17 protein-coding genes and 1 riboswitch are annotated in these 24,187 nt (G+C 74.9%); of the genes, 1 reads left to right on the top strand and 16 read right to left on the bottom strand.

What is annotated here, in order from left to right; genetic code table 11:
- The first annotated feature begins 35 nt into the window (after positions 1-35).
- The gene (locus OG702_RS27955) at positions 36-3,074 is read left to right on the top strand and encodes an ABC transporter substrate-binding protein (RefSeq protein WP_327291706.1); all 3,039 of its coding nucleotides are present in this window, start codon (positions 36-38) and stop codon (positions 3,072-3,074) included.
- Here the strand turns inward: OG702_RS27955 and cobC are convergent.
- From cobC to OG702_RS28035, 16 genes are all read right to left on the bottom strand, one after another.
- A complete protein-coding gene (cobC, locus tag OG702_RS27960) occupies positions 3,049-4,134 on the bottom strand; it encodes an Rv2231c family pyridoxal phosphate-dependent protein CobC (RefSeq protein ID WP_327291707.1) in 1,086 nt (361 codons plus the stop codon). The genes OG702_RS27955 and cobC overlap by 26 nt on opposite strands.
- The gene (locus OG702_RS27965) at positions 4,118-5,020 is read right to left on the bottom strand and encodes a sirohydrochlorin chelatase (protein WP_327291708.1); all 903 of its coding nucleotides are present in this window, start codon (positions 5,018-5,020) and stop codon (positions 4,118-4,120) included. Before OG702_RS27965 ends, cobC begins: the two co-directional genes overlap by 17 nt.
- Positions 5,017-5,616, bottom strand: a complete 600-nt coding sequence (locus OG702_RS27970; RefSeq protein ID WP_327291709.1) for a precorrin-8X methylmutase — start codon at positions 5,614-5,616, stop codon at positions 5,017-5,019. Before OG702_RS27970 ends, OG702_RS27965 begins: the two co-directional genes overlap by 4 nt.
- Positions 5,613-7,409: a precorrin-3B C(17)-methyltransferase gene (gene cobJ, locus OG702_RS27975; protein ID WP_327291710.1), complete on the bottom strand. Its 1,797-nt coding sequence runs from the start codon at positions 7,407-7,409 to the stop codon at positions 5,613-5,615. The genes OG702_RS27970 and cobJ overlap by 4 nt, the downstream gene beginning before the upstream one ends.
- Entirely contained in the window at positions 7,406-8,641 is a 1,236-nt protein-coding gene (cbiE, locus tag OG702_RS27980; protein WP_327293404.1) for a precorrin-6y C5,15-methyltransferase (decarboxylating) subunit CbiE, read from the bottom strand. The genes cobJ and cbiE overlap by 4 nt, the downstream gene beginning before the upstream one ends.
- A gap of 4 nt (positions 8,642-8,645) precedes the next feature.
- Positions 8,646-9,446, bottom strand: coding sequence for a precorrin-4 C(11)-methyltransferase (gene cobM / locus OG702_RS27985; protein WP_327291711.1), 801 nt, complete (start codon positions 9,444-9,446; stop codon positions 8,646-8,648).
- Positions 9,443-10,171, bottom strand: coding sequence for a precorrin-2 C(20)-methyltransferase (gene cobI / locus OG702_RS27990; RefSeq protein WP_327291712.1), 729 nt, complete (start codon positions 10,169-10,171; stop codon positions 9,443-9,445). Before cobI ends, cobM begins: the two co-directional genes overlap by 4 nt.
- Positions 10,156-11,562 carry a cobyrinate a,c-diamide synthase gene (locus OG702_RS27995; protein WP_327291713.1) on the bottom strand — a complete coding sequence of 469 codons (1,407 nt, stop codon included), beginning with the start codon at positions 11,560-11,562 and terminating at the stop codon, positions 10,156-10,158. Before OG702_RS27995 ends, cobI begins: the two co-directional genes overlap by 16 nt.
- Positions 11,556-12,152 (bottom strand): cob(I)yrinic acid a,c-diamide adenosyltransferase, encoded by a 597-nt coding sequence (gene cobO / locus OG702_RS28000; protein WP_327291714.1) that lies wholly within the window; start codon positions 12,150-12,152, stop codon positions 11,556-11,558. Before cobO ends, OG702_RS27995 begins: the two co-directional genes overlap by 7 nt.
- Positions 12,152-14,242: a putative cobaltochelatase gene (locus OG702_RS28005; protein WP_327291715.1), complete on the bottom strand. Its 2,091-nt coding sequence runs from the start codon at positions 14,240-14,242 to the stop codon at positions 12,152-12,154. The genes cobO and OG702_RS28005 overlap by 1 nt, the downstream gene beginning before the upstream one ends.
- A 166-nt stretch (positions 14,243-14,408) precedes the next feature.
- Complete coding sequence (gene cobN / locus OG702_RS28010; protein WP_327291716.1) at positions 14,409-18,263, bottom strand: cobaltochelatase subunit CobN; 3,855 nt, start codon at positions 18,261-18,263, stop codon at positions 14,409-14,411.
- On the bottom strand, positions 18,260-19,735 hold the full coding sequence (locus tag OG702_RS28015; protein WP_327293405.1) for a cobyric acid synthase: 1,476 nt from the start codon (positions 19,733-19,735) through the stop codon (positions 18,260-18,262). The genes cobN and OG702_RS28015 overlap by 4 nt, the downstream gene beginning before the upstream one ends.
- Positions 19,735-20,787 carry a cobalamin biosynthesis protein gene (locus OG702_RS28020; protein WP_327291717.1) on the bottom strand — a complete coding sequence of 351 codons (1,053 nt, stop codon included), beginning with the start codon at positions 20,785-20,787 and terminating at the stop codon, positions 19,735-19,737. The genes OG702_RS28015 and OG702_RS28020 overlap by 1 nt, the downstream gene beginning before the upstream one ends.
- 147 nt (positions 20,788-20,934) lie before the next feature.
- Positions 20,935-21,063: riboswitch (cobalamin riboswitch) on the bottom strand.
- 115 nt (positions 21,064-21,178) lie between these two features.
- Positions 21,179-21,379, bottom strand: a complete 201-nt coding sequence (locus OG702_RS28025; RefSeq protein WP_327291718.1) for a hypothetical protein — start codon at positions 21,377-21,379, stop codon at positions 21,179-21,181.
- Between the two features lie 11 nt (positions 21,380-21,390).
- Complete coding sequence (locus OG702_RS28030) at positions 21,391-22,611, bottom strand: inorganic phosphate transporter (protein ID WP_327291719.1); 1,221 nt, start codon at positions 22,609-22,611, stop codon at positions 21,391-21,393.
- 144 nt (positions 22,612-22,755) lie between these two features.
- The gene (locus OG702_RS28035; protein ID WP_327291720.1) at positions 22,756-24,147 is read right to left on the bottom strand and encodes an NAD(P)/FAD-dependent oxidoreductase; all 1,392 of its coding nucleotides are present in this window, start codon (positions 24,145-24,147) and stop codon (positions 22,756-22,758) included.
- Positions 24,148-24,187: the final 40 nt, after the last annotated feature.

The raw sequence follows: 24,187 nt of genomic DNA on the forward strand, positions 1-24,187 counted from the left end.
AGCGGGCGCTGAGCGCGACAGTGGGCGGGACTGGCATGACGGACGGGCTATTCGCGGGGCGCTACCAGCTGGCCGAGTTGCTCGGCGCCGGAGGCATGGCCCGTGTGCACCGCGCCCACGACACCCGGATGGGCCGTACCGTCGCCGTCAAGACGCTGCTGCCCGAACTGGCCGGCGACCCCGACGCCCGGCGCCGCTTCGCCCGGGAGGCCCAGGCGGCCGGCGCGCTCAACCACCCGGGCATCGTGACCGTCCACGACCAGGACGAGGTCCGCGACGGCGACGAGGTGGTGCCATTCCTCGTCATGGAGTACGTGCGCGGCGGCACGCTGTCCCAACTCGTCCGCCAGGCGGTGTACTTCGCACCCGAGCGGGCGGTCAGGATCACCAGCGACATCCTCGACGCGCTCGCCCACGCGCACAGCCACGGCACCGTCCACCGCGATGTGAAGCCGGCGAACGTGATGGTCACCACGGAAGGCGTCATCAAGGTCGCCGACTTCGGCATCGCGCGCGTGCTGGACACCGACGCCCGGCTGACCACCACCGGCTCCGCGATCGGCACCCCCAGCTACATGTCGCCCGAGCAGATCAACGGCGCCGAGGTCGACGCCCGCAGCGACGTCTACGCCGTCGGCTGCGTGCTGACCGAACTGCTCACCGGCAGACCCCCGTTCACCGACGGCAACCCGATCAACCTGATGTACTGGCACGTCCACACCCCGCCGCCGGTGCCCTCGGCCCGCAATCCGCGGGTGCCGAAGGAACTGGACGCGCTGGTGCTCACCGCGCTCGCCAAGGACCCGGCCGCCCGGCACTTCGACGCGGCGGTCTTCCGCGACCGCCTGCGGTCCTGGCTGACCGTGTCCGGCCACTCGGCGCTGCTCGCCGGCCCCGCCGTGCCGCCCGAGGGCGACCGTGCGACCCGGCCACTGGGCGGCGGCGCCGACCCGCGGGCCACCTTCGGCGCCGGTGCGGGACTCCCCGCCTTCCCGCCGGTCCGGACGCCGCCCCCGGCGCAGACGCCGGCCACGCCCGCCCAGCCGGCCACGCCGCCGCCCACCCCTGCCACGGCCAACCCCTTCGGCAAGGCCCCGGAGTCCACCCCGCCGCCGTCCCTGCCCGGGGAGCATCCGGCGTACGCCGTCAGGCCGCACGTGCCGCTGCCGCCGCCGTATCAGCCCGGCACCCCGCCGCCGCTCAACGGGCCCAGCGGCACCGGGGAGTTCGACCCGGCCCGGCGCACCAGGCGGCGCTGGATCGCGGGCGTGTCCGGCCTGGCCGTCGCCGCCGTCGCGGCATCCGTCACGCTGGTCTTCGTCCCGCTGGGCGGTGGCAAGGGCGGCCACGGCCCCAAGCCGCCCACCACCTCGCCGAACGTCACGCTCGCGCAGAGCGCCGCGCTGAAGCTGCACGGCGGCAAGGAGGGTGCGGGCTACGGCGGCGGCCTCACCGGAGTGGTGAACCCCTCAGGCACGAAGGGCGGCACCCTCGAACTCGCCGCCTCCTCGCTGGAGGACGGCATGCTCGACCCGGCGCGCACGTACACGCAGGCGTCATGGGAGCTGCAGCGCCTCTATCTGCGCAAACTGGTCGACTACGCACCGGTGCCCGGGTCCGCTGGGCACAAGCTGGTGCCCGACCTCGCGACCGACACCGGCAGGGTCAGCTCCGACGGCCACACCTGGACCTTCACCCTCAAGCCGGGCCTGACCTTCGACAACGGCACGCCGATCACGTCGCAGGACATCAAGTACGGCATCGAGCGCACCTTCGACCGGTCGGTCTTCGCCGCCGGGCCCAGCTACTTCGTGGACCTGCTCGACCAGGGCCAGAACTACCCGGGGCCGTACAGGGACTCGGATCCGGACAAGCTGGGCCTGCGGTCGGTCAGCACCCCCAACACCTCCACCATCGTCTTCACCCTCGACAAGCCCTTCGCCGACTTCCGCAACGTGCTGGCGATGTCCATCGCCGCGCCCGTATCGCGCGCCACGGACAAGAACGACGGCAAGGACTTCCAGAAGCAGCCGGTGGGCAGCGGCCCGTACCGGATCGCGAGTTACAGCGCCGACGGCGGCCTGCGCATGACCCGCAACCCGTACTGGAAGCAGTCCACCGATCCCATCCGCTCCGCCCTGCCGGACGCCATCGAGCTGCGGCTCTACGGCAGTCAGGACGCCGTGGAGGAAGCGCTGTTCAACGGCTCCGCCGACCTCGACCTCAACGGGCAGACGCTGTCCGACGGCGCTGAGACCAAGCTGCTCAACAACCCGTCGCTGCGAAGCCACGCCGACCTGGTCTTCACCGGCGCCACCCGCTACCTCAGCCTGCAGACCGCCATCGCGCCGTTCGACAACCTTGAGTGCCGCCGGGCCATCCAATACGCCGTCGACCGCTCGCAGATACGGGCCGTGATGGGCGGGCAGTACGACGGGGGTGACGTCGCCACCACGATGCTGCCACCGGTCACCGAAGGCTACGACCCGGACGCCCACCCGTACGGCTACACCGACGGCACGGCCTATCCCACCACGGCCAAGCAGCACTTGGTGAGCTGCCACAAACCGGGTGGCTTCGACGTCACCCTCGCCGGGCCCAGCAACTCGCCGCGGCTGCAGGAAGCCATGATGGCCATCCAGCACTCGCTGTCCGCGGTCGGCATCAAGGTCAAGATCGTGCAGGTGCCGTCCACGGACTTCTACGCCACCCTGACCTCGCCCGCCAAGCTGAAGAAGGCCGGCTGGGGCATGGCTCTCACCGTCTGGGCCGCCGACTGGCCCACCGGCGGCGGTTTCCTGCGCACCCTGGTCGAGCCCGGCAGCCCGAGCAACTACTCGGGCCTGAACGACCCGAACCTCAACGACATCGTCGAGAAGGCCGACACCCTCACCGACCCCGCCGAGGCCGCCGAGCAGTGGAAGAAAGCGGACGCGACCGCGATGAGCGACTCCACGATGGTGCCGCTGATCTACACCCGCCATCTGGTCTACCGCGGCAGCAGGCTCACCAACGCCTACCAGCAGCAGGTGTTCGGCGGGATCGACCTCACCGCACTGGGAGTTCGGTCGTAGCGGTGGACAGCGCGTTGAGGAAGCCATCGGTCGTACGGCGGTCGCGTACCGCCACCCGCAGCCAGTCCGGGCCGAGACCGGGGAAGGTGTCGGCCCTGCGCACCGCGTAACCCAGGCCCCGCAGCCGCTCCCTGACCTGCCCGGCATCCGCCATTCGCAGCAGCACGAAGGGCGCGGCGGGCGCGTCGCCCGCGACCCGCACCGCGCCGAAACCGCCCAGCCGGCCCAGCAGATACGCCCGGTCGGCGGCCATCTGCCGGGCGGCGTCGGCCGCCTCGGCAAGGGCGTCCGCGCCCATGCAGGCAACGGCGGCCGCCAGCGCGGGCGTCGACACCGCCCACAGCGGCTGGGCGCGCTCCAGCGCCGCGATCTGCTCGCGCGCGCCCAGGACGTAGCCGATCCGCAGTCCGGCGAGCCCCCAGGTCTTGGTGAGGCTGCGCAGCACCAGCAGCCCCGGCACCTCGCGCGCCGCGGCCAGCGACTCCGGCTCGCCCGGCACCGCGTCCATGAACGCCTCGTCCACCACCAGGGTCCGCCCCGGTCGCGCCAACTCCCGTACGAGCGTCGCCGGGTGCAGCACCGACGTCGGATTCGTCGGGTTGCCGAGCACCACCAGGTCGGCGTCCCGCGGCACCGCGGCCGGGTCCAGCAGGAAACCGTCCGCGGCCGGCAGCAGCACCCGGTCCACCGGGTGGCCCGCGGCCCGCAGTGCCGCCTCCGGCTCGGTGAACTGCGGGTGCACCACCACCGCGTGCCGCGGCCGCAGCGCCCTGGCCAGCAGCACGAAGGCCTCGGCGGCACCCGCGGTCAGCAGCACCTCCCGCTCGTCCGCCCTGCCGTGCCGCAGCGCGACCGCCAGCCGGGCGGCCCGCCCGTCCGGATAGCCGGCAAGTCCGGTCAGCGAGGCGGCGATCCACTCGGCCAGCCACGGCGGCGGCGTGCCCGTACGGACGTTGACCGCCAGGTCCACCAGTCCCTCGCCGACCTCCGCGTCACCGTGGTGCCCGAGGTCGTAGCCGTCGCCGGCGGTCCGCCCGCCGCGTTCAGTGGGTGTGAGCATGGCTGTGACCGTGGCCGCCGTGCGGGTGGGACGGGTCGTCCGGGTGGTGGTGCGGCAGCTGCGGCCGGCCGACCCGGTCCTCGAAGCCGGGCATCGGCACCCGGTAGACGCAACTGTCGCAGTTCATCCGCAGATCGCCCTCCAGCGCCTCGCGATAGCGCTCCATCACCAGCTCCGCCAGCTCCGGCGCCGGGCCGATCACGTCCGCGCACCGCACCTCGGTGCCGCCGCCCGGCCCGGCCGCCCACACCGCGGCCTGCTCGCGTACCCGGTCCGGCAGCACCCCGTTGAAGAGGAAGTACGGCAGCACCACGACCGTCCGCGCGCCCAGCCGCCGGCAGCGGTCGAGGCCGGCCGGGACCGACGGCTCGGCCAGCGACACGAACGCGGCCTCCACGCCCGCGTATCCGCGGCCCTCCCACAGCAGCCTGGCCGCCTTGAAGACCTCGGCGTTCGCGTCGGGATCGGTCGAGCCGCGCCCGACCAGCAGCACCGTCGCGCCCGCCCGGTCCGCTCCCGCGAGCGCCTCGTCCACCCGCCGCTCAAGCACCGCGAGCAGCCCCGGGTGCGGCCCCAGCGGCCGCCCGTACGCGAACGACGTCCCCGGGTGCCGTTGCTTCTCCCGGGCCAGCGCCGCCGGGATGTCGCCCTTCGCGTGCCCCGCGGAGACCAGCACCAGCGGCACCGCGGCGAAGTCCCTCACGCCCGCGTCGGCCAGCGCCGCGACCGAGTCGGCCAGCGGGGGCGGCGACAGCTCGATGAAGCCGCCGCCGACCGGCAGCCCCGGGTGGGCGGCGCCCAACTCCGCCACGAAGGAGCGGAAGGCGCTCGCGCCCGCCTCGTCACGGGTCCCGTGGCCGACGAGGAGCAATGCGGGGGGTGTCACAGGTCGTTCTCCTTGGATTCTCGTACTGCGGCAGGGGTGTAGAGCAGCGCGTTGAGCGCGGCGGCGGCCACCGCGGAGCCGCCCTTCTCCGAGATGTTGCTCACCGCGGGCAGGCCGGAAGCGCGCAGGTGGGCCTTGCTCTCCGCGGCGCCCACGAAGCCGACCGGCAGGCCGATCACCAGCGCGGGGGCCGCGTCCAGCACGAGCAGTTCCTCCAGCGCGGTCGGCGCGCAGCCGATCACCCACACCGCGCCCGGGCCGACCTGCTCGTACGCCAGCCGGACCGCGTGCGCGCTGCGGGTCAGCCCCTGTCCCGCCACCGCGTCGGCGAGCCGGCACACCGCCCGGCGGGCGGTGATGCCCGCCGCGACCATGCCGACGTCGGCCACGATCGGCGCACCGGCGTGCAACGCGGTGTGCGCGGCGGCCAGTTCGGCCTCGTCCGCCACCAGGTCGGTGGCGTAGGCCAGGTCCGCGCTGGAGTGGATCACCCGCTCCAGCACCGCGCGGCGCAGCGGCGGAAGCCCCGAGGTGTCAAGGCGCGAGCGCAGGATGCGGAAGGACTCCTGCTCGATGGGGTGCACGACGCGGTTCACGCGCCACCGCCTTCGCCGTCCCGGCCGGCCTGCCAGCGGTAACCGCGCGGCGTCACCATCCGGCCCGCGACGACACGGGAGGCGGTGTTGCCGACGGTGACCACCGAGACCATGTCCACGGTGGCCGGGTCGACGTCGGCCAGGGTGGTGACGGTGACCTCCTCGTCCGGGCGGGACGCCGCCCGTACGACGCCGACCGGTGTGCGCGGCCCGCGGTGCTCGGCCAGCAGCGCCAGGGCCTTCGGCAGCTGCCAGTCGCGGCCGCGGCTGCGCGGGTTGTAGAAGGTGACCACCAGGTCGGCGGCGGCCGCCGCCCGCACCCGGCGCTCGATCACCTCCCACGGGGTGTGCAGGTCCGACAGGCTGATCGACACGTGGTCGTGGCCCAGCGGGGCGCCCAGCAGCGACGAAGCCGCCAGGGCCGCGGTCACGCCGGGCACGCCGACGACGTCGATGTCGTCAGCGGCCTCCGCCAGGGCCGGCGAGGCCATCGCGTACACCCCGGCGTCACCGCTGCCGACCAGCGCGACCGCGTGGCCCGCGCGGGCCTCGGCCACCGCGGTGCGCGCCCTTTCCTCCTCGGCGCCCAGCCCCGACTCCAGCACCCGGGTGCCGGGCGGCAGCAGATCGCGGATCTGCGCCACGTACTGGTCGAGGCCGACGACGATCGAGGCCCGGCGCAACTCCGCTGTCGCGCGGGGCGTCAGCAGGTCCCGGGCGCCCGGGCCGAGCCCCACGACCGCCAGCCGCCCGCGCGGCCTGCGCCGCGCCACCGCGGCCGTGGCCATCGCCGACTTCCGCTTCTCGGCGACGAGTTCGCCGCCGGGGCCGGCCGCCAGCAGGGCCGCCGCCTCGGCGACCGACGGGGTGCCGACCGCGACCAGCGGCGCCGCCGAGGGATTGGGCACGGCCACCAGGGCCAGCGCCTCGGCCCCGAACGTGACCAGCGGCACGCCCAGCAGGGCCGCCGCCCCCACGATCCCGGCCTCGTCCTTCTTGGCCTCGACGGTGGCCATCCGCCAGACGCTCCCCTCCGCGAGCCCGGCCTCCGCCAGGCACCCCCTGACCAGCCCGACCACTTCCCCGACCCCGGCCCCCCGGCTCCCCCCGACCCCCACCACCAGCCCCGGCGGCCGCACCACGACGGTCCCCTCCCCGCCCTCCACAACCCGATCCGTGACCCAGACGACGAGACCACTTTCGCTCGTCGCGGCAGTGGGGTCGGGGGTGGGGCGTTCGGTCCCGCGCGTGGGCGGGGCAGCCGGGCCGGTGGCGGCGCGGCCCGTCGCACCCGGTGGTGGGGTGGTGGGGAGGGGGGGGAGGGGCCAGGTGGCGTCCTCGTGGAGGTGGACGGGGGTGCCGTCGAGGAGGGCGCGGGTCACGGCGGGGATCGCGCCCTCCGCGGGGTAGGGGAGGGTGTCGAGGGCCGGCGTGCCGGTCGCGTCGGTCCCCGTCGTGATCACCGGCGAGGTGGTCAGGACCGTCGACACCGCGAGCGCCAGCGCGTTCGCCCCGGCGGCGTGGCCGCCGAGCAGGGCGATCGCGTGGCGGTGGGCCTCGTCCACCGTCACGACGGCCGGGTCGGCGGTCTTGCCGGCCAGCAGCGGGGCGAGCAGCCGCACCGCCGCACCCGTGGCGAGGAAGAGGACGAGCTGGTCGCACTCGGCGAAGGCGACGGGGAGCAGGTCGCGGACGGGGGCGCCGTCGTAGCGGCGGGTACGTTCCGGCCACGCGGCGGCGAGCCGGTCGCAGCCGGTCCTGCCCGCCGCGGTGGCGGAGATGAGGCCGATCACGCGGGTGCTCCTTCGGTACGGGTGGCGGTGGGCCGCTCGGCCCACAGCACGAAGACGGGGTTGGCCGCGGCGAGCCGGGTGACTCCGCCGGGCAGCGGTGCCAGGCGGGAGGACTGCAGGAGGACGCCATCGGCCGCAAGGCCCGCCGCCCCGAGGGCGGCACGGACCTCGGCGACCCGGTCGACCGCCGCGAGCGTCACGACCACCGCCCGCCGCGCCCGCCGCGCGCACGCGGCCACGACGGCCGCCACGTCGGAGCCGCCGCCGCCGACGAAGACGGCGTCGGGGTCGGGCAGCCGCCCGAGCACCGCGGGCGCGCGGCCCAGCACCGTCTCGACGTCCACCCCGTGGGCCGCCGCGTTGGCCCGCACCCGGGCCACCGCCTCTGCCGACTTGTCGACCGCGACGACCGCCGCTCCGAACCGCGCGCACTCCACGGCCACCGAGCCGGACCCGGCCCCGATGTCCCAGACCAGCTCTCCGGTACGCGGCCCGAGCCGCGCCAGCGCCAGCGCCCGTACCTCGAACTTGGTGACCATCGAGTCCCGGTGCGAGAAGTCCTCCTCGGGCATCGCCCATCCGGCGGGAGCGCCGGCCGGCCCGGCGACCGTGGCGGCGGCGGGCGCCGGGGCGCCGGGCCGCAGGCACAGCACGACGCTCACCGCGTCGCCCCAGTCCCGCGCCGCGGCCTCCGCCGGGGAGACGGTGACCACCGCCTCGTCCGGGGAGCCGAGCCCGGCGGCGACCACGAGCCGCCGGTCCAGGCCGGTACGGGCCAGCGCCGCCCCCAGTTCGGCCGGCCCGGCGCCGGGCCCGGTCAGGACGGCCGCCTTCTGGTGCGCCCGGCACACGTTCACCGCGGCCCGCAGATCCCGCCCGTGCGCGCTGACCACGACCGCGTCGTCCCAGCTCAGCCCGGCCCGGGCGAAGGCGACCGCGACGGACGGCGCCGACGGCCGTACGTCGAGCGCCGCCGCGCCGAACCGCGCGCCCAGCGCCCGTACGATCCCGAAGAAACCGGGGTCGCCGGACGCCAGCACCACCACCCGGCGGCCGGCGGCCGCGCAGGCGCCGATCTCGTCGAGCGCAGGAGCCAGCGGCCCGAGCACCAACCGCCGGGCGCCGCTCGGGAGTTCGGCCGCGTCGAGATGGCGGGCCGCCCCGACGACCAGGTCGGCGGCGCCGACGACCGGCGGCGGCCCGCCCGTCCCCGTACCGATGACCGTGATCACCGCGTCAGCCACGGGACTCGCGCAGTTCGCGCCGCGCGACGGGGTCGGCCCGCCGGAAACCGTGGAAGTGCCCGGGGTGGTAGAGGTGTGACCGCGTCCCCGACGCGGACAGCGCCGGCCCGACCAGGAAGAGCGTGTGCTTCCACAGGCGGTGCGCCTTGACGGTCTCCTCCAGCGTCGCGATCGTGCAGTGCAGCAGCAACTCCTCGGGCCAGCTCACCTGGTGGGCGACGATGACCGGCGTGTCCGTCGGATAGCCGCCCTCCAGCAGCTCGGCGGCGAGCTGCCCGGACCTGGCGGCGGACAGGAAGACCGCCATCGTCGTCCCGTGCCGGGCGAACTCCCGCACCTCCTCACCCGGCGGCATCGGCGTCTTCCCACCGCCGAGACGGGTCAGCACCACCGACTGGGCGACCTCGGGAATCGTCAACTCCCGCCCGGCCAGCGCCGCGACCGCCGAGAACGACGACACCCCCGGCACGATCTCGACCTCGATGCCGAGGTCCGCGCAGCGGTCGACCTGCTCCTGCGTACCGCCCCACAGTGCGGGATCGCCCGAGTGGATCCGCGCGCAGCGCAGGTCCTCCCGCTGAGCGCGCTGGTAGACCGCGACGACGTCCTCGAGCGACATCGTCGCCGAGTCCAGGATCTCCGCCTCCGGCCTGGCGTGTTCGAGTACCGCCGCCTGCACCAGACTCGCCGCCCAGATGACGATGTCGGCGGCGGCGATGGCCGCGGCGGCCCGGAAGGTGAGCAGGTCGGCCGCGCCCGGCCCCGCGCCCACGATGGTGACCTTGCCGCTCACAGTTTCCCTCCCCGGCCGTCCCGCCGCGGGGGCGCGATCAGCGTCGACAGATACGGCAGCGGGCCGTCGAGCAACCGGGCCGCCGGACGGATCGACTCCTCCGGCAGCCCCAGCGCGCTGCCCCACACGGCACCTTCGGTCCTGCCGGTCGCCGCCAGCGCGGCCGCGACCTCGGCCGCCAGCCGGCCGAATTTGTACGCCACGACCGTGCCCGGGCCTTCGAGCGCCGCCTTGAGCACCGCGGCCCCGGCGGTCACCGGCACCAGCGTCAACGGCTCGGTGCCCTCAGCCAGTACGGCCCCACTGCGGGCCGCCAGGTCCTGCATCGCGGTGATACCCGGCACCGAGCTGATGTCCGCCTGCGGCAACAACTCACCGATGGTGTGCGCGAGATAGGTGAACGTCGAGTAGACGTTCGGGTCCCCGATCGTCGCGAAGGCCACCGAGCCGTGCGTGCGCAGCAGTTCGGCGACCCGCGCCCCGGCCGCGTCCCACGCGGCCTCGCGGCGGGCCCGGTCGGACCGCTCGTTCAGCGCGAAGACCACCTGGACGATCCGGTCCGCCGCCACGTAGTGCCGTACGGTCGCCTCCGCGCGGCCCGTCTCGCCGGTGTCCAGCACCGGCACCACCACCGCCCCGGCGGCGCGCAGCGCGTTCACCCCTTTGACCGTCACCAGTTCCGGGTCACCGGGGCCGACCCCGACCCCGGTCAGTCGCAGGTCCATGCGGCACACCTCTCGACGAAACGGGTCGCGAGCGACGGCTCGGCGGCCCAGTGCAGATGCAGATACGAGGCGTGCACGGCACCGTCCACGAAGCCCTCGGTGCGGCGTTCGGGATGCGTGAAGCCCCACGCCGGGGCGGCGCCCCGCGGCGGGTCCACCGCCGTGCGGTGGAACTCGTGCCCGCGCAGCCGGGTGCCCGGTGCGGCGAGCGCGCTGCCGGTCAGCGCGACGGCCTCGCGGTAGCCGAGGGTGAGGCGGCCGGTCATCGTGGCCGCGACCGGCAGCCGGCCGCACATCGGCCGGCCGTCGAGGGTGCGGGACAGGTAGAGCAGGCCCGCGCACTCCGCGGCGACCGGGCCGGGGAAGCCGGCGATCTCCTGGCGGAGGGCGGCGTTGGCGGCGAGCTCCGCCGCGTGGAGTTCGGGGAAGCCGCCACCGAGGATGACTCCGTCGGTGCGCGGGGGGAGCGACTCGTCCGTCAGGGGGTCGAACGGGGTGACCTCCGCTCCCGCCGCCGTGAGCAGTTCGGCCTGTTCTGCGTAGTGGAAGGTGAAGGCGGGGCCGGTGGCGAGGGCGACGCGCACGCGGGGCGCCCCACCCACCGGGCCCCCGCCCCCGGTCCTCGAACGCCGGACGGGCGGGATCTGCCCGGCCGCCGTGTCCACCTCCCTCGCGGGGTCCCAGGGCTCGGCCTGGAGCGCGGGTGCCGTACGAGCCAGGGCGAGCAGCGCGTCCAGGTCGCAGGACTCGCGGACGGCGGCCGCCGCCGCCCGGACGAAGTGCCGTGCGTCGGTGGCTCGTTCGGCGGCCGGGACCAGGCCGAGGTGGCGGGAGGGCACGACCAGGCCGGTGTCGCGCCGCATCGCGCCGAGGCAGGGCACCCCGACCTCCTCCAGCGCCTCGCGCAGGATGCGCTCGTGCCGGTCCGAGCCCACCTTGTTGAGCAGCACCCCGCCGATCCGCAGCCGCGGGTCGAAGGACGCGAAGCCGTGGACGAGCGCGGCCACCGACCGGGCCTGGGCGGACGCGTCGACGACCAGCACCACCGGGGCCCGCAGGATCGTGGCGACCTGGGCGGTGGAGGCCAGCTCGCCCTGGCCGGCGGCGCCGTCGAAGAGGCCCATCACGCCCTCCACGAGGGCCAGGTCGCAGCCGGCGGCACCGTGCAGGAAGAGCGGGGCGACGCGCTGCGGGCCGCACAGGTACGGGTCGAGGTTGCGGCCTGGGCGGCCGGTGGCCAGGGCGTGGTAGCCAGGGTCGATGTAGTCCGGGCCGACCTTGTGCGCGGACACGGCGAGGCCGGCGCCGGCGAAGGCGGCCATCAGACCGGTCGCGACGGTGGTCTTGCCGCTGCCGGAGGTGGGCGCGGCGATGACGAGGCGGGCTACCACTCGATGCCCCTCTGCCCCTTCTGGCCGGTGTCCATGGGGTGCTTGACCTTCGACATGTCGGTGACGAGGTCGGCGGCGTCGACCAGCGCGGGCGGTGCGTTGCGGCCGGTGATCACCACGTGCTGGGTGCCCGGCCGGTCCCGCAGCACCGACACGACCTCGGCGGTGTCGACCCAGCCCCAGTGCATCGGGTACGCGAACTCGTCCAGCACGTACAGCCGGTAGGTCTCCGCCGCGAGGTCCCGCTTGACCTGCTGCCAGCCTTCGACGGCGGCCTCCTCGCTGCTCTCCGGCGAGCGCTGCACCCACGACCAGCCCTCGCCCATCTTGTGCCAGGCCACCGTGCCGCCCTCGCCGGAGGCGCCGAGCACCCGCAGCGCCCGCTCCTCGCCGACCTTCCACTTCGCGGACTTCACGAACTGGAAGACCCCGACCGGCCAGCCCTGATTCCACGCGCGCAGCGCGAGGCCGAAGGCCGCCGTCGACTTCCCCTTGCCGACGCCGGTGTGCACGATCGTCAGCGGGCGGTTGCGGCGCTGCCGGGTCGTCAGACCGTCGTCGGGCACCGTGCTCGGCTGTCCCTGCGGCACTAGGCGGCCCTCCTGATGTCCTTGACCAGGGCGGACACCGTGTCCGCCCGCAGTTCCCCCAGCGTGACCGCGACCCCGGCGAGGTCGGCGGCGAGCGCGCCCGCCAGGCCGAGGCGTACCGGCCCCGACTCGCAGTCCACCACCACCGCGGCCGTGCCCGCCGCGGCCAGCAGCCGGGCCGCCCGGGCGCCCAGCGCCACCGGATCGGGGCCGCCGGTGGCCCGCCCGTCGGTCACCACCACCAGCAGCGGGCGCCGCGACGGGTCGCGCAGCCGCTCGATCCGCAGCACCTCGTGCGCCTTCAGCAGGCCCGCGGCCAGCGGCGTACGGCCGCCGGTCGGCAGCGTCTCCAGCCGGGCCGCGCCCGCGTCCACCGAGGACGTCGGCGGCAGGGCCAGCTCAGCGCCGGTGCCGCGGAAGGTGACCAGTCCGACCTTGTCGCGCCGCTGGTAGGCGTCGAGCAGCAGCGAGAGCACCGCGCCCTTCACCGCCGACATCCGCTGCCTGGCCGCCATCGAACCCGATGCGTCGACCACGAACAGCACCAGGTTGCCCTCGCGGCCCTCGCGTACGGCCTGCCGCAGGTCGTCCCTGCGCAGCACGAGTCCGGGGCCGCTGCGCCCCCTCGCCCGCTGGTGCGGTGCCGCCGCCTGCACGGTCGCCGCCAGGTGCAGCTTGCCGAGGGCGCCGTCCGGCCGCCGGGCCCCGGTCGTCCGCCCCTGTGCGGTCCGCGCCCGCGAACGCCGGCCCGCCGCGCCCTCGCCGAGCCCCGGTACGGTCAGCGTCCGCGCCTTGAACGGCTCGGCTGCCGGTGCCGCGGGCTGCTCGCCAGGACCGGCCTCGCCGCCGGGCGCCGGCGGCGGGCTGTCGGACGGGGCGTCCCCGGCGGCCGGGTGCGGCCGGTCGCCCTCCGGCGCACCGCCGTCCGGCTCCGGCTGCCCGCCGCCGCCCCCGCCGCCGTCCGGGTCGGGATCGGGGTCCGGTCCGCCGTCCCCGTCCCCCTTCCCGGGGTCGGAATCGGGGTCGGAATCGGGGTCGTGGTCGGGCTCGGAGTCAGGGTCCGGTCCGGCTTCCGCCCAGGCCTGCTCCAGCGTCTGGTCGAGCTTGTCCTCGTCAAGCCCCGGCGCGTCGAAGGGATTACGGCGCCGCCGGTGCGGCAGCGCGAGCAGCGCCGCCTGCCGGATGTCCTCGGCCAGCACCACGGTGCGGCCCGCCCAGGCGGCCAGCGCCGACGCGGTGCGGGCCATCACGATGTCGGCGCGCATCCCGTCGACCTCGAAGGCCGCGCAGGTCGCCGCGATCTGCCTCAGAGCCGCGTCGCCGAGCCGCACGTCGGGCAGCAGCGCGCGGGCGGCGACGATGCGTTCGCGCACCTCCTGCTCCTGCGGCGCCCAACGCGCCGCGAAAGCGCCCGGGTCGGCGTCGTAGGCCAGCCGCCGCCGCACCACCTCGACGCGCTCGTCGGTCTCGCGGGACGCGGCGACCTCCACCGTCAGCCCGAAGCGGTCGAGCAACTGCGGCCGCAGCTCGCCCTCTTCGGGGTTCATGGTGCCGACCAGCAGGAAACGGGCCGCGTGCCGCACCGAGACGCCCTCGCGCTCGACGTAACTCGCCCCCATCGCGGCCGCGTCAAGCAGCAGGTCGACCAGGTGGTCGTGCAGGAGGTTGACCTCGTCGACGTACAGCACCCCGCGGTGCGCGGCCGCGAGCAGGCCAGGCTCGAAGGCCTTGACGCCCTCGGCGAGCGCGCGCTCGATGTCCAGCGCGCCGACGAGCCGGTCCTCGGAGGCGCCGACCGGCAACTCCACCAGCCGCGCGGGCCGTTCCACGGCGCCGCCGCCGTCCGCCGGATGCGGCCCGTCGGGGCACTGCGGGTCCGCGGCCCCGGGTTCGCAGGAGAACCTGCACCCGGGCACCACCCGCAGCCCGGGCAGCAGCGCGGCCACCGCCCGCACCGCCGTCGACTTCGCGGTCCCCTTCTCCCCCCGCACGAGCACCCCGCCGACGGCGGGCGACACCGCGTTGAGCACCAGGGCGAGCCGCAGATCCTGCTGCCCGACCAGTGCGGTGAACGGATACGGCATCGTCACGATGACTCCTCGTCGCTGTTCGTCACGCCCGGCACATCCAGCCCACTGCGCCTCTCCAGCCCGCCCGGCGTATCCAGCCCGTCCGGTGTTTGAGGACCGGGGTCCGGGGCGGAGCCCCGGTTTCGGGAAGGGGCGGGGCGGGGAGCAGAGCCCGCCGCAGGCGCCCTCACGCGTCCCCCTCCAGGTCGCCCTCCAGGGCGAGATACGTCTCGCGCAGCCGCGCCAGCGTGGCCGCGTCGGGCTCGGCCCACAGCCCCCGCTCCGCCGCCTCAAGCAACCGCTCCGAAATCCCCCGCAGGGCCCAGGGATTGGACTTCCGCATGAAGTCCGCGTTCTCCGCGTCGAAGACGTACTCCGACGCCAGCCGCTCGTACATCCAGTCGTCCACCACACCGGCGGTGGCGTCGTAGCCGAACAAGTAGTCGACGGTGGCGGCCATCTCGAAGGCCCCCTTGTAACCGTGCCGCCGCATCGCCGCCATCCAGCGCGGGTTGACGACCCGCGCACGGAAGACCCGGTGGGTCTCCTCGCCCAGCGTGCGCGTCCTGACCTGGTCGGTCAGCGCGCTGTCGCCGACGTAGGCCTCCGGCGAGGACCCGGTGAGATGGCGGACCATGGCCACCATGCCGCCGTGGTACTGGAAGTAGTCGTCCGCGTCGACGAGGTCGTGCTCCCGGGTGTCGACGTTCTTCGCCGCCACCTGGATGCGGCGGAAGGCGGCCTCCATGTCGCCGCGCGCGGGCCGCCCGTCCAGCCCGCGGCCGTACGCGTAGCCGCCCCACACCGCGTAGACCTCGGCGAGGTCGGCGTCGGAGCGCCAGTTGCGCGCGTCGATCAGCGGCAGCAGGCCGGCGCCGTACGCCCCGGGCTTGGAGCCGAAGATCCGCGCGGTGGCCCGCCGCCGGTCGCCGTGCAGGGCGGTGTCCTCATCGGCGTGCGCACGCACGTAGTTGACGTCGGCGGGCTCGTCCAGTTCGGCGACCGCCCGCACCGCGTCGTCCACCAGGGCGACCACGTGCGGGAAGGCGTCGCGGAAGAAGCCCGAGATGCGGACCGTGACGTCGATACGCGGCCGGCCCAGCTCGGCCGCGGGGACGATCTCGAAGCCGGTGACGCGGCGGGAGGCGTCGTCCCACACCGGGCGGCAGCCCAGCAGCGCCAGGATCTCGGCGATGTCGTCGCCCTGGGTGCGCATGCAGGAGGTGCCCCACACCGTCAGTCCCACCGACGCCGGGTAGCCGCCGTTGTCCGCGAGGTGCCTGGCGAGCAGCGAGTCGGCGAGGGCGGTGCCGACGTCCCAGGACAGCCGGGACGGGATGGCCTTGGGGTCGACGGAGTAGAAGTTCCGCCCGGTCGGCAGCACGTTGACCAGCCCCCGGGTGGGTGACCCGGAGGGCCCGGCCGGGACGTAACCGCCGCGCAGCGCCCGCAGGATGTGGTCGATCTCGTCGGTGGTGCGGGCCAGCCGGGGTACGACCTCCGTCGCGGCGAAGTCCAGCACTCGCACGGCCGCCGGGACCTCGGCCCCGCCCAGCACCTCGCGTACCGCCTCGGCGGCGGCCCCGGCGCCCCAGCCGCGCTGCTCCATGGTCTCAGCGAGCCGCCTGGCCAGCTGCTCCAGCAGGTCCACGGCGTCCGAGGCGGTACGCGCCGGGCCCGCCGCGAGGGCGGTCAGTGCGGGCGGTACGGCCGCGGGCGCGCCGGGCTCGGCCAGCAACTCCTTCTCGACCAGGCCGAAATGCGCGGCCAGCGCCGCCCGCAGCCCCGGCAGCGCGTCTCCGGCGCCGCCCCAGATCTGCGCCGAACGCAGCACTGCCAGCACCAGGTTGACGCGTGCCTCGTTGACCGGGCCGCCGCCCAGGATGTGCAGGCCGTCGCGGATCTGGACGTCCTTGATCTCGCAGAGCCAGCCGTCGACGTGCAGCACGAAGTCGTTGAAGTCGCCGTCACCGGGCTGCTCCTCGACGTGCAGGTCGTGGTGCAGCTCGGCGGCCCGGACGAGTTCCCAGATCTGGCTGCGGATCGCCGGGGCCTTCGCCGGGTCGAGGTCGTTGACCAGGGCGTACTCGTCAAGGAGCTGTTCGAGCTTGGCCAGGTCGCCGTAGGTCTCGGCGCGGGCCATCGGCGGCACCAGGTGGTCCACGACGGTCGCGTGGCCGCGCCGCTTGGCCTGGGTGCCCTCGCCCGGGTCGTTGACGATGAAGGGGTAGACCAGCGGCAGTTCGCCGAGCACCGCGTCGGGCGCGCAGCCCGCCGACAGCCCGAGGCCCTTGCCCGGCAGCCACTCCATCGTGCCGTGCTTGCCCAGGTGCACGATGGCGTCCGCGCCGAAGGTGTGCTCCAGCCAGCGGTAGGTGGCCAGGTAGTGGTGCGAGGGCGGCATGTCGGGGTCGTGGTAGATGGCGATCGGGTTCTCGCCGAAGCCTCGGGGCGGCTGGATGAGCACGACGACGTTCCCGAACTGCAGTGACGCCAGCACGATGTCGTCGCCGTCCACGTAGAGCGAGCCCGGCGGCTCGCCCCAGTGCCGCAGCATCCCGGCCCGCAGATCCTCGTCCAGGGTGGCGAACCACCGCTGGTAGTCGGCGAGCGGCACCCGGGCGGGGGCGGCGGCCAGCTGCTCCTCGGTCAGCCACTCCACGTCGTGCCCGCCGGCCGCGATCAGCCGGTGAATCAACTCGTCGCCTCCAGCGGGGTGTTCGCCGGTCACATAACCCGCGTCCCGCAGCGCTTCGAGCAGCCGGACCGCCGAGGCGGGGGTGTCGAGGCCGACCGCGTTGCCGACCCGGGCGTGCTTGGTCGGGTAGGCGGTGAAGACCAGCGCGAGCCGCTTGTCGGCGTTCGGCTTGTGCCGCAGTGCCGCGTGCCGGACGGCGATGCCCGCGACACGGGCGGCCCGCTCCGGGTCGGCGACGTAGACCGGCACGTCGCCCTCGCCGGCCTCCTTGAACGAGAACGGCACGGTGATCAGCCGGCCGTCGAACTCCGGGATCGCCACCTGCATCGCCGCGTCCATCGGCGACAGCGCCGCGTCCGACTCCAGCCACGCCTTGCGGGACGAGGTCAGGCACAGGCCTTGCAGGACCGGCACGTCGAGCTCGGCGAGCGCCCCGACGTCCCACGCCTCGTCCGCGCCACCCGCCGAAGCCTCGGCCGGCACCGTCCCGCCGGACGCCAGCACCGTCGCCACGATGGCATCGGCCCGCCCCAACAGGTCATACAGCCCCGGCCCACCGTCCGGCCCCTCCAGCTGGCGGGTGCCGTTCGCTCGTTCCTCGCTCAGGGCCCCCACCATCCGCTGCATCTCGGCTGCGCCGCGCCCCTCTGTTGTGCGCGCTTCGCCTCGACTCCGCTCCTGGCGGGTGCCGTTCGCTCGTTCCTCGCTCAGGGCCCCCACCATCCGCTGCATCTCGGCTGCGCCGCGCAGCGAACCGCAGTAAATGGGCAGCGCGTTCGCGCCGCGCTCCTCGATCGCCGCGCACAGGGTGTCCACGAAGCCGGTGTTGCCGGACAGTTCGTGGGCCCGGTAGAAGAGCACCGCGACCGTGGGGCGGTCCGGCTCGTGGCCGAAGGCGCCGTGCACACCGAACTGCGGCATCGCGCGCGGCGCTTCGAAGCCCTCGCCGCTCATCAGCACCGTGTCGGACAGGAAGCGGGCCAGCTCGGCCAGATTCTCCGGGCCGCCCTCCACCAGGTAGCGCAGCGCCTCGGCGACCACGCCCGCCGGGACGGTGGACAGCCCCATCAGCTCGGCGTCCGGGACGCTCTCGCCGCCCAGCAGCACCGAAGGCACCCCCGAGGCGGCGATCGCCGCCAGGCCCTCCTCCCACACCCGGCGACCGCCGAGCAGCCGGACCACGGCCAGGTCGGCGCCGTCGAGCAGCCCGGGCAGCTCGACCGCGGGATCGACCCGGGAGGGGTTGGCGATGCGGTAAGAGGCGGTGCCCGGGTGCGCGTCCATCGCGGCGCGCGCGGCGAGCAGGTCGGTGTCGGCGGTGGACAGCAGCAGAACGGTGGTCATGGTGCCCCCGGTGGGACGAAGGGGAGTCCGGCGGGCGCGCCGTCCTCGATGAGCCGCAGCAACGCGGCGGTGTCCAGGTGCTCTTCGACCAGGTCGCCGAGCCGGTCGAGCTGCGCCTCGCGCAGCGCGCCGAAGTCGGTGTCCGGCGACGGGACGAAGCGGCGGCCCGCCGCGGCGGCGACCCGGCGCAGGAAGGCCCGGCGGAAGCCGTCGCTCTCCAGCGAGCCGTGCCAGTGGGTGCCCCACACCGCGCCGACCCGGCAGCCGTCGAGGAAGTCCTCGTCGCCGCCCAGGACCTCGGCGACGCCGTGGTGGATCTCGTAGCCCTCGACCGTCTCGCCGTAGGCCCGACCGGTGGGCCGGGCAAGGGTCTTGGCGGCGGCGAAGCGGATACGGGCGGGCAGCAGGCCGAGGCCGGGGACCGTACCGGCCCTGGACTCGACGTCGTCCTCGATGTGCTCGGCCAGGATCTGGAAGCCGCCGCAGATGCCGAGCACCGGGCGGCCCTCGGCGGCCCGGCGCCGCACCGCGTCCGCCAGGCCGCGGGCCCGCAGCCACTCCAGCGCCTTGACGGTGCCGCGGGTGCCGGGGAGCACCACCAGGTCGGCGTCGGCGACGTCCTCGGGGCGGTCGGTGAAGCGCACGGCGACGCCCGGTTCCGCGGCCAGCGCGTCCAGGTCCGTGAAGTTCGACATCAGCGGCAGCGCGACGACGGCGACCCGGAGCACGTCCTCGCCGTACGGCCGCCCCGCGTCGGACTCCCTGACCCGCAGCCCGTCCTCCTCGTCGATGCCGAGGCCGCGGGCGTACGGCAGCACGCCCAGGGTCGGGCGTCCGGTGAGCTCGCGCAGCATGTCGAGGCCGGGTTCCAGCAGGGTCACGTCGCCGCGGAACTTGTTCACCACGTAGCCGGCGATCAGCGCCTGGTCCTCGGGGGCGAGCAGGGCGGTGGTGCCGAAGAACGAGGCGAAGACGCCGCCGCGGTCGATGTCACCGACGACGAGGGCCGGGATCCCGGCGCGGCGCGCCAGGCCCATGTTGACGATGTCGGTGCGGCGCAGGTTGATCTCGGCCGGGCTCCCGGCGCCCTCGCAGATCACCGCGTCGTACGAACGCCCCAGCTCGGCCAGGCAGTCCGCGACCACGTCGAGCAACTCGCCCTGCCGGCCGCCGTGGTAGCCGCGGGCCGACATCTCGCCGACCGCCCTGCCCAGCAGGACGACCTGGCTGCTGCGGTCGCTGCCCGGCTTGAGCAGCACCGGATTCATCAGCGCGGTCGGTTCGACCCGGGCGGCCTGCGCCTGCATGGCCTGTGCCCGGCCGATCTCGGCGCCGTCGCGGGTGACGAAGGAGTTGAGCGACATGTTCTGCCCCTTGAAGGGGGCGACCCGCATCCCCCGGCGTACCAGGAAGCGGCACACTCCGGCGGTGACGACGCTCTTCCCGGCGTCGGACGCCGTCCCCGCGATCATCAGCCCGTGCACGGGGCCACCCCCTCGCCGCGAAGCGCCGGAAGCGCCGGAAGCGCCGGACGCACCGAAAGCGCCGGACCCGCCGGATCCGGCACCACCGGGCCGCCGGCCGCCGGGCGGAGGCGGGGGAGCAGGAGCGCGGCGGACACGGTCAGCGCCAGCGACAGGGCGGACACGCGCCGGGAGAGGGCGATGGCGCGGGGGATGTCGGCGGGGGTGGGGGAGGGGTAGCCGGCGCCGAGGACGGGGCGGTGCTCGGTACGGCCGGCGTAGGACAGCGTCCCGCCCAGCCGCAGCCGCAGGGCGCCGGCGAAGGCCGCCTCCACGGGGCCCGCGTTCGGGCTCGGATGGGCGGCGGCGTCCCGGCGCCAGGTGCGCAGGGCGTCCATCGGGTGCGGGGAGGCCAGCGCCGCCAGCGCCGCGGTGAGCCGGGCGCCCGGCCAGCCGGCCGCGTCGTCGAGCCGGGCCGCGGCCCACCCGAAGCGCAGATGGCGCGGCGAACGGTGCCCGACCATGGCGTCCAGCGTGTTGACCGCGCGGAAGCCCGCGAGTCCGGGCAGCCCGCCGACCGCGCCCCAGACCAGGGCGCCGACCACCGCGTCCGAGGTGTTCTCGGCGACCGACTCCACCACGGCCCTGGCGATCTGGTCCGCGTCCAGGTGCTGCGGGTCGCGCCCGCACAGGTGCGGCAGCCGCGCCCTGGCCGCCTCGACGTCCCCGGCGTCCAGCGCCGCCGCGACCGCCCGCGCCTCCCGGGCCAGCGACGTACCGCCGAGCACCGACCAGGTGCAGGCCGCGGTCAGCCCGGCCGACAGCGCGGCGTTCGGCCGCACCGCCCGCCCGGCGAGGGCGACGGCACCCGCCACGGCGCCGGCGCACAGCGCCGCGTAGACGGCGCCGCTGAGCCGGTCGTCCCGCCACATCCGGCGCTCGACCGCCCCCGCCGCGCGCCCGAACGCCGCGACCGGATGGCCGCGGCGCGGGTCACCCGCGACGAGATCGCCGAGAAAGCCGAGCGCGGCGCCGTACGCGTATACGCGATCGGCACGCATCAGCTCAGGCCGCCGTCACACCCCGGGAGGACGGGGTGCGCCGGCACGGACTGCCGGGACGCGGATCAGGAGGAAAGGGAAGGGTGCCGGGCATGGCAGAAGTCCTCACTCAGGGTCCGCGCCCTGGTTCGACGTGACCGGCGGTGAGAGTCTCCTGGCTCCCGGATCAACGCGCTCCCGGTCTTCCAACCGGCGAGCCGGCCGTGACGTACGGGTTGGGAGCGCACTCCCCGGTGACAGTGGCGGGACCGCGCCGGATTCGCACCGGACTTCCTCTCCTGCCGCCGTATGGCCCCCGCAGTCCACCACGTGCGCGTGACCCCGTCAACCAGCCCTTGACCTGCGGCGACGGAGTGTGGTGAGGTCCACACCCCGGCGCCGCCGGCGGGCACTACTTGGCGACGATCAGCCAGATGCCCCAGGCGACCGCGGCGGCGCAGGCGGCGAAGCAGGCGTAGGCACCGCCGCGGGCGACGGCCGCGCCGGGCCTGGACAGGCCGACCACGCCGAGGGTGAAGACCCCGACCAGGCCGACGGTGGACAGCAGCGTGACGGCCAGGACCGTGCCGAGGGCGTGCCAGTCGATGCTCATACGGGGCTCCTTCAGGCGGTCGCGGTGGTCGGGGCGGCGGGTCCGGCCGGCGTGGCCGGCAGCGGTCCGGCCGGCGGCGGGATCACCGCGGCGATGGCGGCGGTCACCGCGCCCTGCGGCTCGGCTGCGGGCTCGTCGTTGACGTTGGCGTGGGTGACCGGCTTGCGGCGGGCCGCGGTCCGGATCGAGGCGCAGATCGCCAGACCCGCGACGGCGACCGTGGCCACACCCCAGGTGCCCTGGTCGGTCAGCAGCGCGGCGCCGGCCGCGACCAGGCCCGCTGCGGGCAGCGTCAGCGCCCACGCGGCGACCATCCGCCCCGCGGTGCTCCAGCGCACCACAGCGCCGGTGCGGCCGAGCCCGGCGCCCATCACCGAGCCCGAGCAGACCTGGGTGGTGGACAGCGCGAAGCCCAGGTGGGAGGAGGCGAGTATGGTCGCGGCCGCACCGGTCTGCGCCGCGAAGCCCTGCTGCGGCTGGATGTCGGTGATGCCCTTGCCCATGGTGCGGATGATCCGCCAGCCGCCGATGTACGTGCCCAGCGCGATCGCCGCGCCCGCTGAGACGATGACCCACAGCGGCGGGTCGGAGTGCGGGGCGACGACGCCGCCGGTGATCAGCGCCAGGGTGATGACGCCCATGGTCTTCTGCGCGTCGTTGGTGCCGTGGGCCAGCGAGACCAGGCTCGCGGAGGCTATCTGCCCGGCGCGGTAGCCCTTGGCGGTGCTCCGCGGATCGGCGTCCCGGCCGACGCGGTAGCTCAGCCGGGTGGCCAGCGTGGCGGCGAGGCCCGCCACGATCGGCGCGGCGAGCGCCGGGATGAGGACCTTCATCACGACCGCCTCGCCGTGCACCCCGTGCCGCCCGACGGCGACCAGCGTGGCGCCGATCAGGCCGCCGAACAGCGCGTGCGAGGAGCTGGACGGCAGGCCGGCCAGCCAGGTCAGCATGTTCCAGACGATCGCGCCGACCAGCGCCGCGAAGATCATCGCGGGTTTGATCCCGGCGGACTCGTCGATGATGCCGCCGGAGATGGTCTTGGCGACCTCGACGGACAGGAAGGCGCCGACGAGGTTGAGTACGGCGGACATGGCCACCGCCGTCTTGGGTTTGAGTGCACCGGTGGAGATGGTGGTGGCCATCGCGTTGGCGGTGTCGTGGAAGCCGTTCGTGAAGTCGAACACGAGTGCGGTGGCGATGACGATTCCGATCAGGAGCGTCATGTGTTCCATGGACCCAGGCAATCGTTCGATCGGACAGTGGCGAGGCGACCGTACGGATCATTGGTGAACGGAAGGTGAACTGGCGGCGGACTCGCGGTGCCGAGATGACGCGGAGGTGAACGGACTGGTAACGCTACTCCACGGCTGGCCTGTTCAGTGCCGCCCGGAGATCCGGTCGGCATACCGCGCCACCGGGTCGGTCGCGGCGCTGCGCCCGGTCAGCTCCCGCCGGTCCGCACCCCGGTAGGCCGCGTACATCCCGCGCACCCCCGCCCACCGCAGCGGCTCCGGCTCCCAGCGCCGCACCCGGTGGCCCACCCACGGCAGCGCCGTCAGCTCGGTGCCGTGCCCCTGGCCCGAGTCCTGCCGCACCAGGTCCCGCAGCGTGCGGGCGGCCAGATTCGACGTCGCCACCCCGCTGCCGACGTAGCCGCCCGCCCAGCCCAGGCCCGTCGTCCGGTCCAGCTGCACGCTGGCGCACCAGTCCCGCGGCACGCCGAGCACCCCCGACCAGGCGTGGTCGATCGCGACCCCGGCCGTCGCGGGGAAGAGCCGCACCAGCACCTCGCGCAGCGCCGCCACCGTACGGTCGGAGGTCCGCCCGTCGTTGTCGGTGCGCGAGCCGAAGCGGTACGGCACCCCGCGCCCGCCCAGCGCGATCCGGCCGTCCGCGGTGCGCTGCGCGTACATGTACGCGTGCGCCATGTCGCCCAGCGTCTCGCCGCCCTCCCAGCCGATCGTCGCCCACAGCTCGGGCGGCAGCGGCTCGGTCACGATCATCGAGGAGTTCATCGGCAGCCAGGTGCGGCGCTGCCCCTTGACCGACGCGGTGAACCCCTCGGTGCAGCGCAGCACATAGGGCGCGCGGACCGTGCCGTACGGGGTGACCGCGTGCTTGGGACGGATCTCGGTCACCGCGGTCGACTCGTGGATGGTCACCCCGAGTCGCTCCACCGCCGCGGCCAGCCCCTGCAGCAGCTTCACCGGCTGCACCCGGGCGCCGTGCGGGGTCCAGCTCGCGCCGACCGTGCCCGCCGCCCTGATCCGGCGCGCCGACTCCGCCGCGCCCAGCAGCACCCGGTCCTTCTCGCCGAAGGCCGTCTCCCGCTCGTGGTACGCCCGCAGCCGCGCCAACTGCGCCGGCGAGTAGGCCACTTCCAGCACGCCGCCCTGCTGGATGTCCGCCTCGACGCCCTCGACGGCGGCGACCCGCACCACCTCGTCCACGGTGGCGTTCATCGCCTGCTGGAGCGCGACCGCCGCGTCGTGGCCGTGCAGTCTGGCGTAGCGGTCGCGGCCGGCGATGCCGTTGTAGAGCCAGCCGCCGTTGCGGCCGGAGGCGCCGTAACCGCAGAATCTCGCCTCCAGCACGGTGATCCGCAGGAAGGGCACGGCCTGCTTGAGGTAGTACGCCGTCCACAGCCCCGTGTAGCCGCCGCCGACGATGACGACGTCGGCCTCCCGGTCGCCGGGCAGCGGCTCGCGGGGCATCGGTATGCCGGTGCCCGCGTACCAGAACGAGATACCGCCGTTGACGGTGGCCATAATGCACCTGCAATCGCTGTGGACCCCTGTGATGTGCGGG

The sequence above is a fragment of the Streptomyces sp. NBC_01198 genome (genome assembly GCF_036010485.1).
Taxonomy (GTDB): Bacteria; Actinomycetota; Actinomycetes; order Streptomycetales; family Streptomycetaceae; genus Actinacidiphila.

Bases quoted from the DNA above. Each gene is read 5' to 3' on its own strand.
- OG702_RS27955 (WP_327291706.1), top strand. From the start codon at position 36: ATGACGGACGGGCTATTCGCGGGGCGCTACCAGCTGGCCGAGTTGCTC.
- cobC (WP_327291707.1), bottom strand. From the start codon at position 4,134: ATGCTCACACCCACTGAACGCGGCGGGCGGACCGCCGGCGACGGCTAC.
- cobI (WP_327291712.1), bottom strand. From the start codon at position 10,171: ATGGACCTGCGACTGACCGGGGTCGGGGTCGGCCCCGGTGACCCGGAA.
- cobN (WP_327291716.1), bottom strand. From the start codon at position 18,263: ATGACCACCGTTCTGCTGCTGTCCACCGCCGACACCGACCTGCTCGCC.
- OG702_RS28015 (WP_327293405.1), bottom strand. From the start codon at position 19,735: ATGATCGCGGGGACGGCGTCCGACGCCGGGAAGAGCGTCGTCACCGCC.
- OG702_RS28020 (WP_327291717.1), bottom strand. From the start codon at position 20,787: ATGCGTGCCGATCGCGTATACGCGTACGGCGCCGCGCTCGGCTTTCTC.
- OG702_RS28025 (WP_327291718.1), bottom strand. From the start codon at position 21,379: ATGAGCATCGACTGGCACGCCCTCGGCACGGTCCTGGCCGTCACGCTG.
- OG702_RS28030 (WP_327291719.1), bottom strand. From the start codon at position 22,611: ATGGAACACATGACGCTCCTGATCGGAATCGTCATCGCCACCGCACTC.
- OG702_RS28035 (WP_327291720.1), bottom strand. From the start codon at position 24,147: ATGGCCACCGTCAACGGCGGTATCTCGTTCTGGTACGCGGGCACCGGC.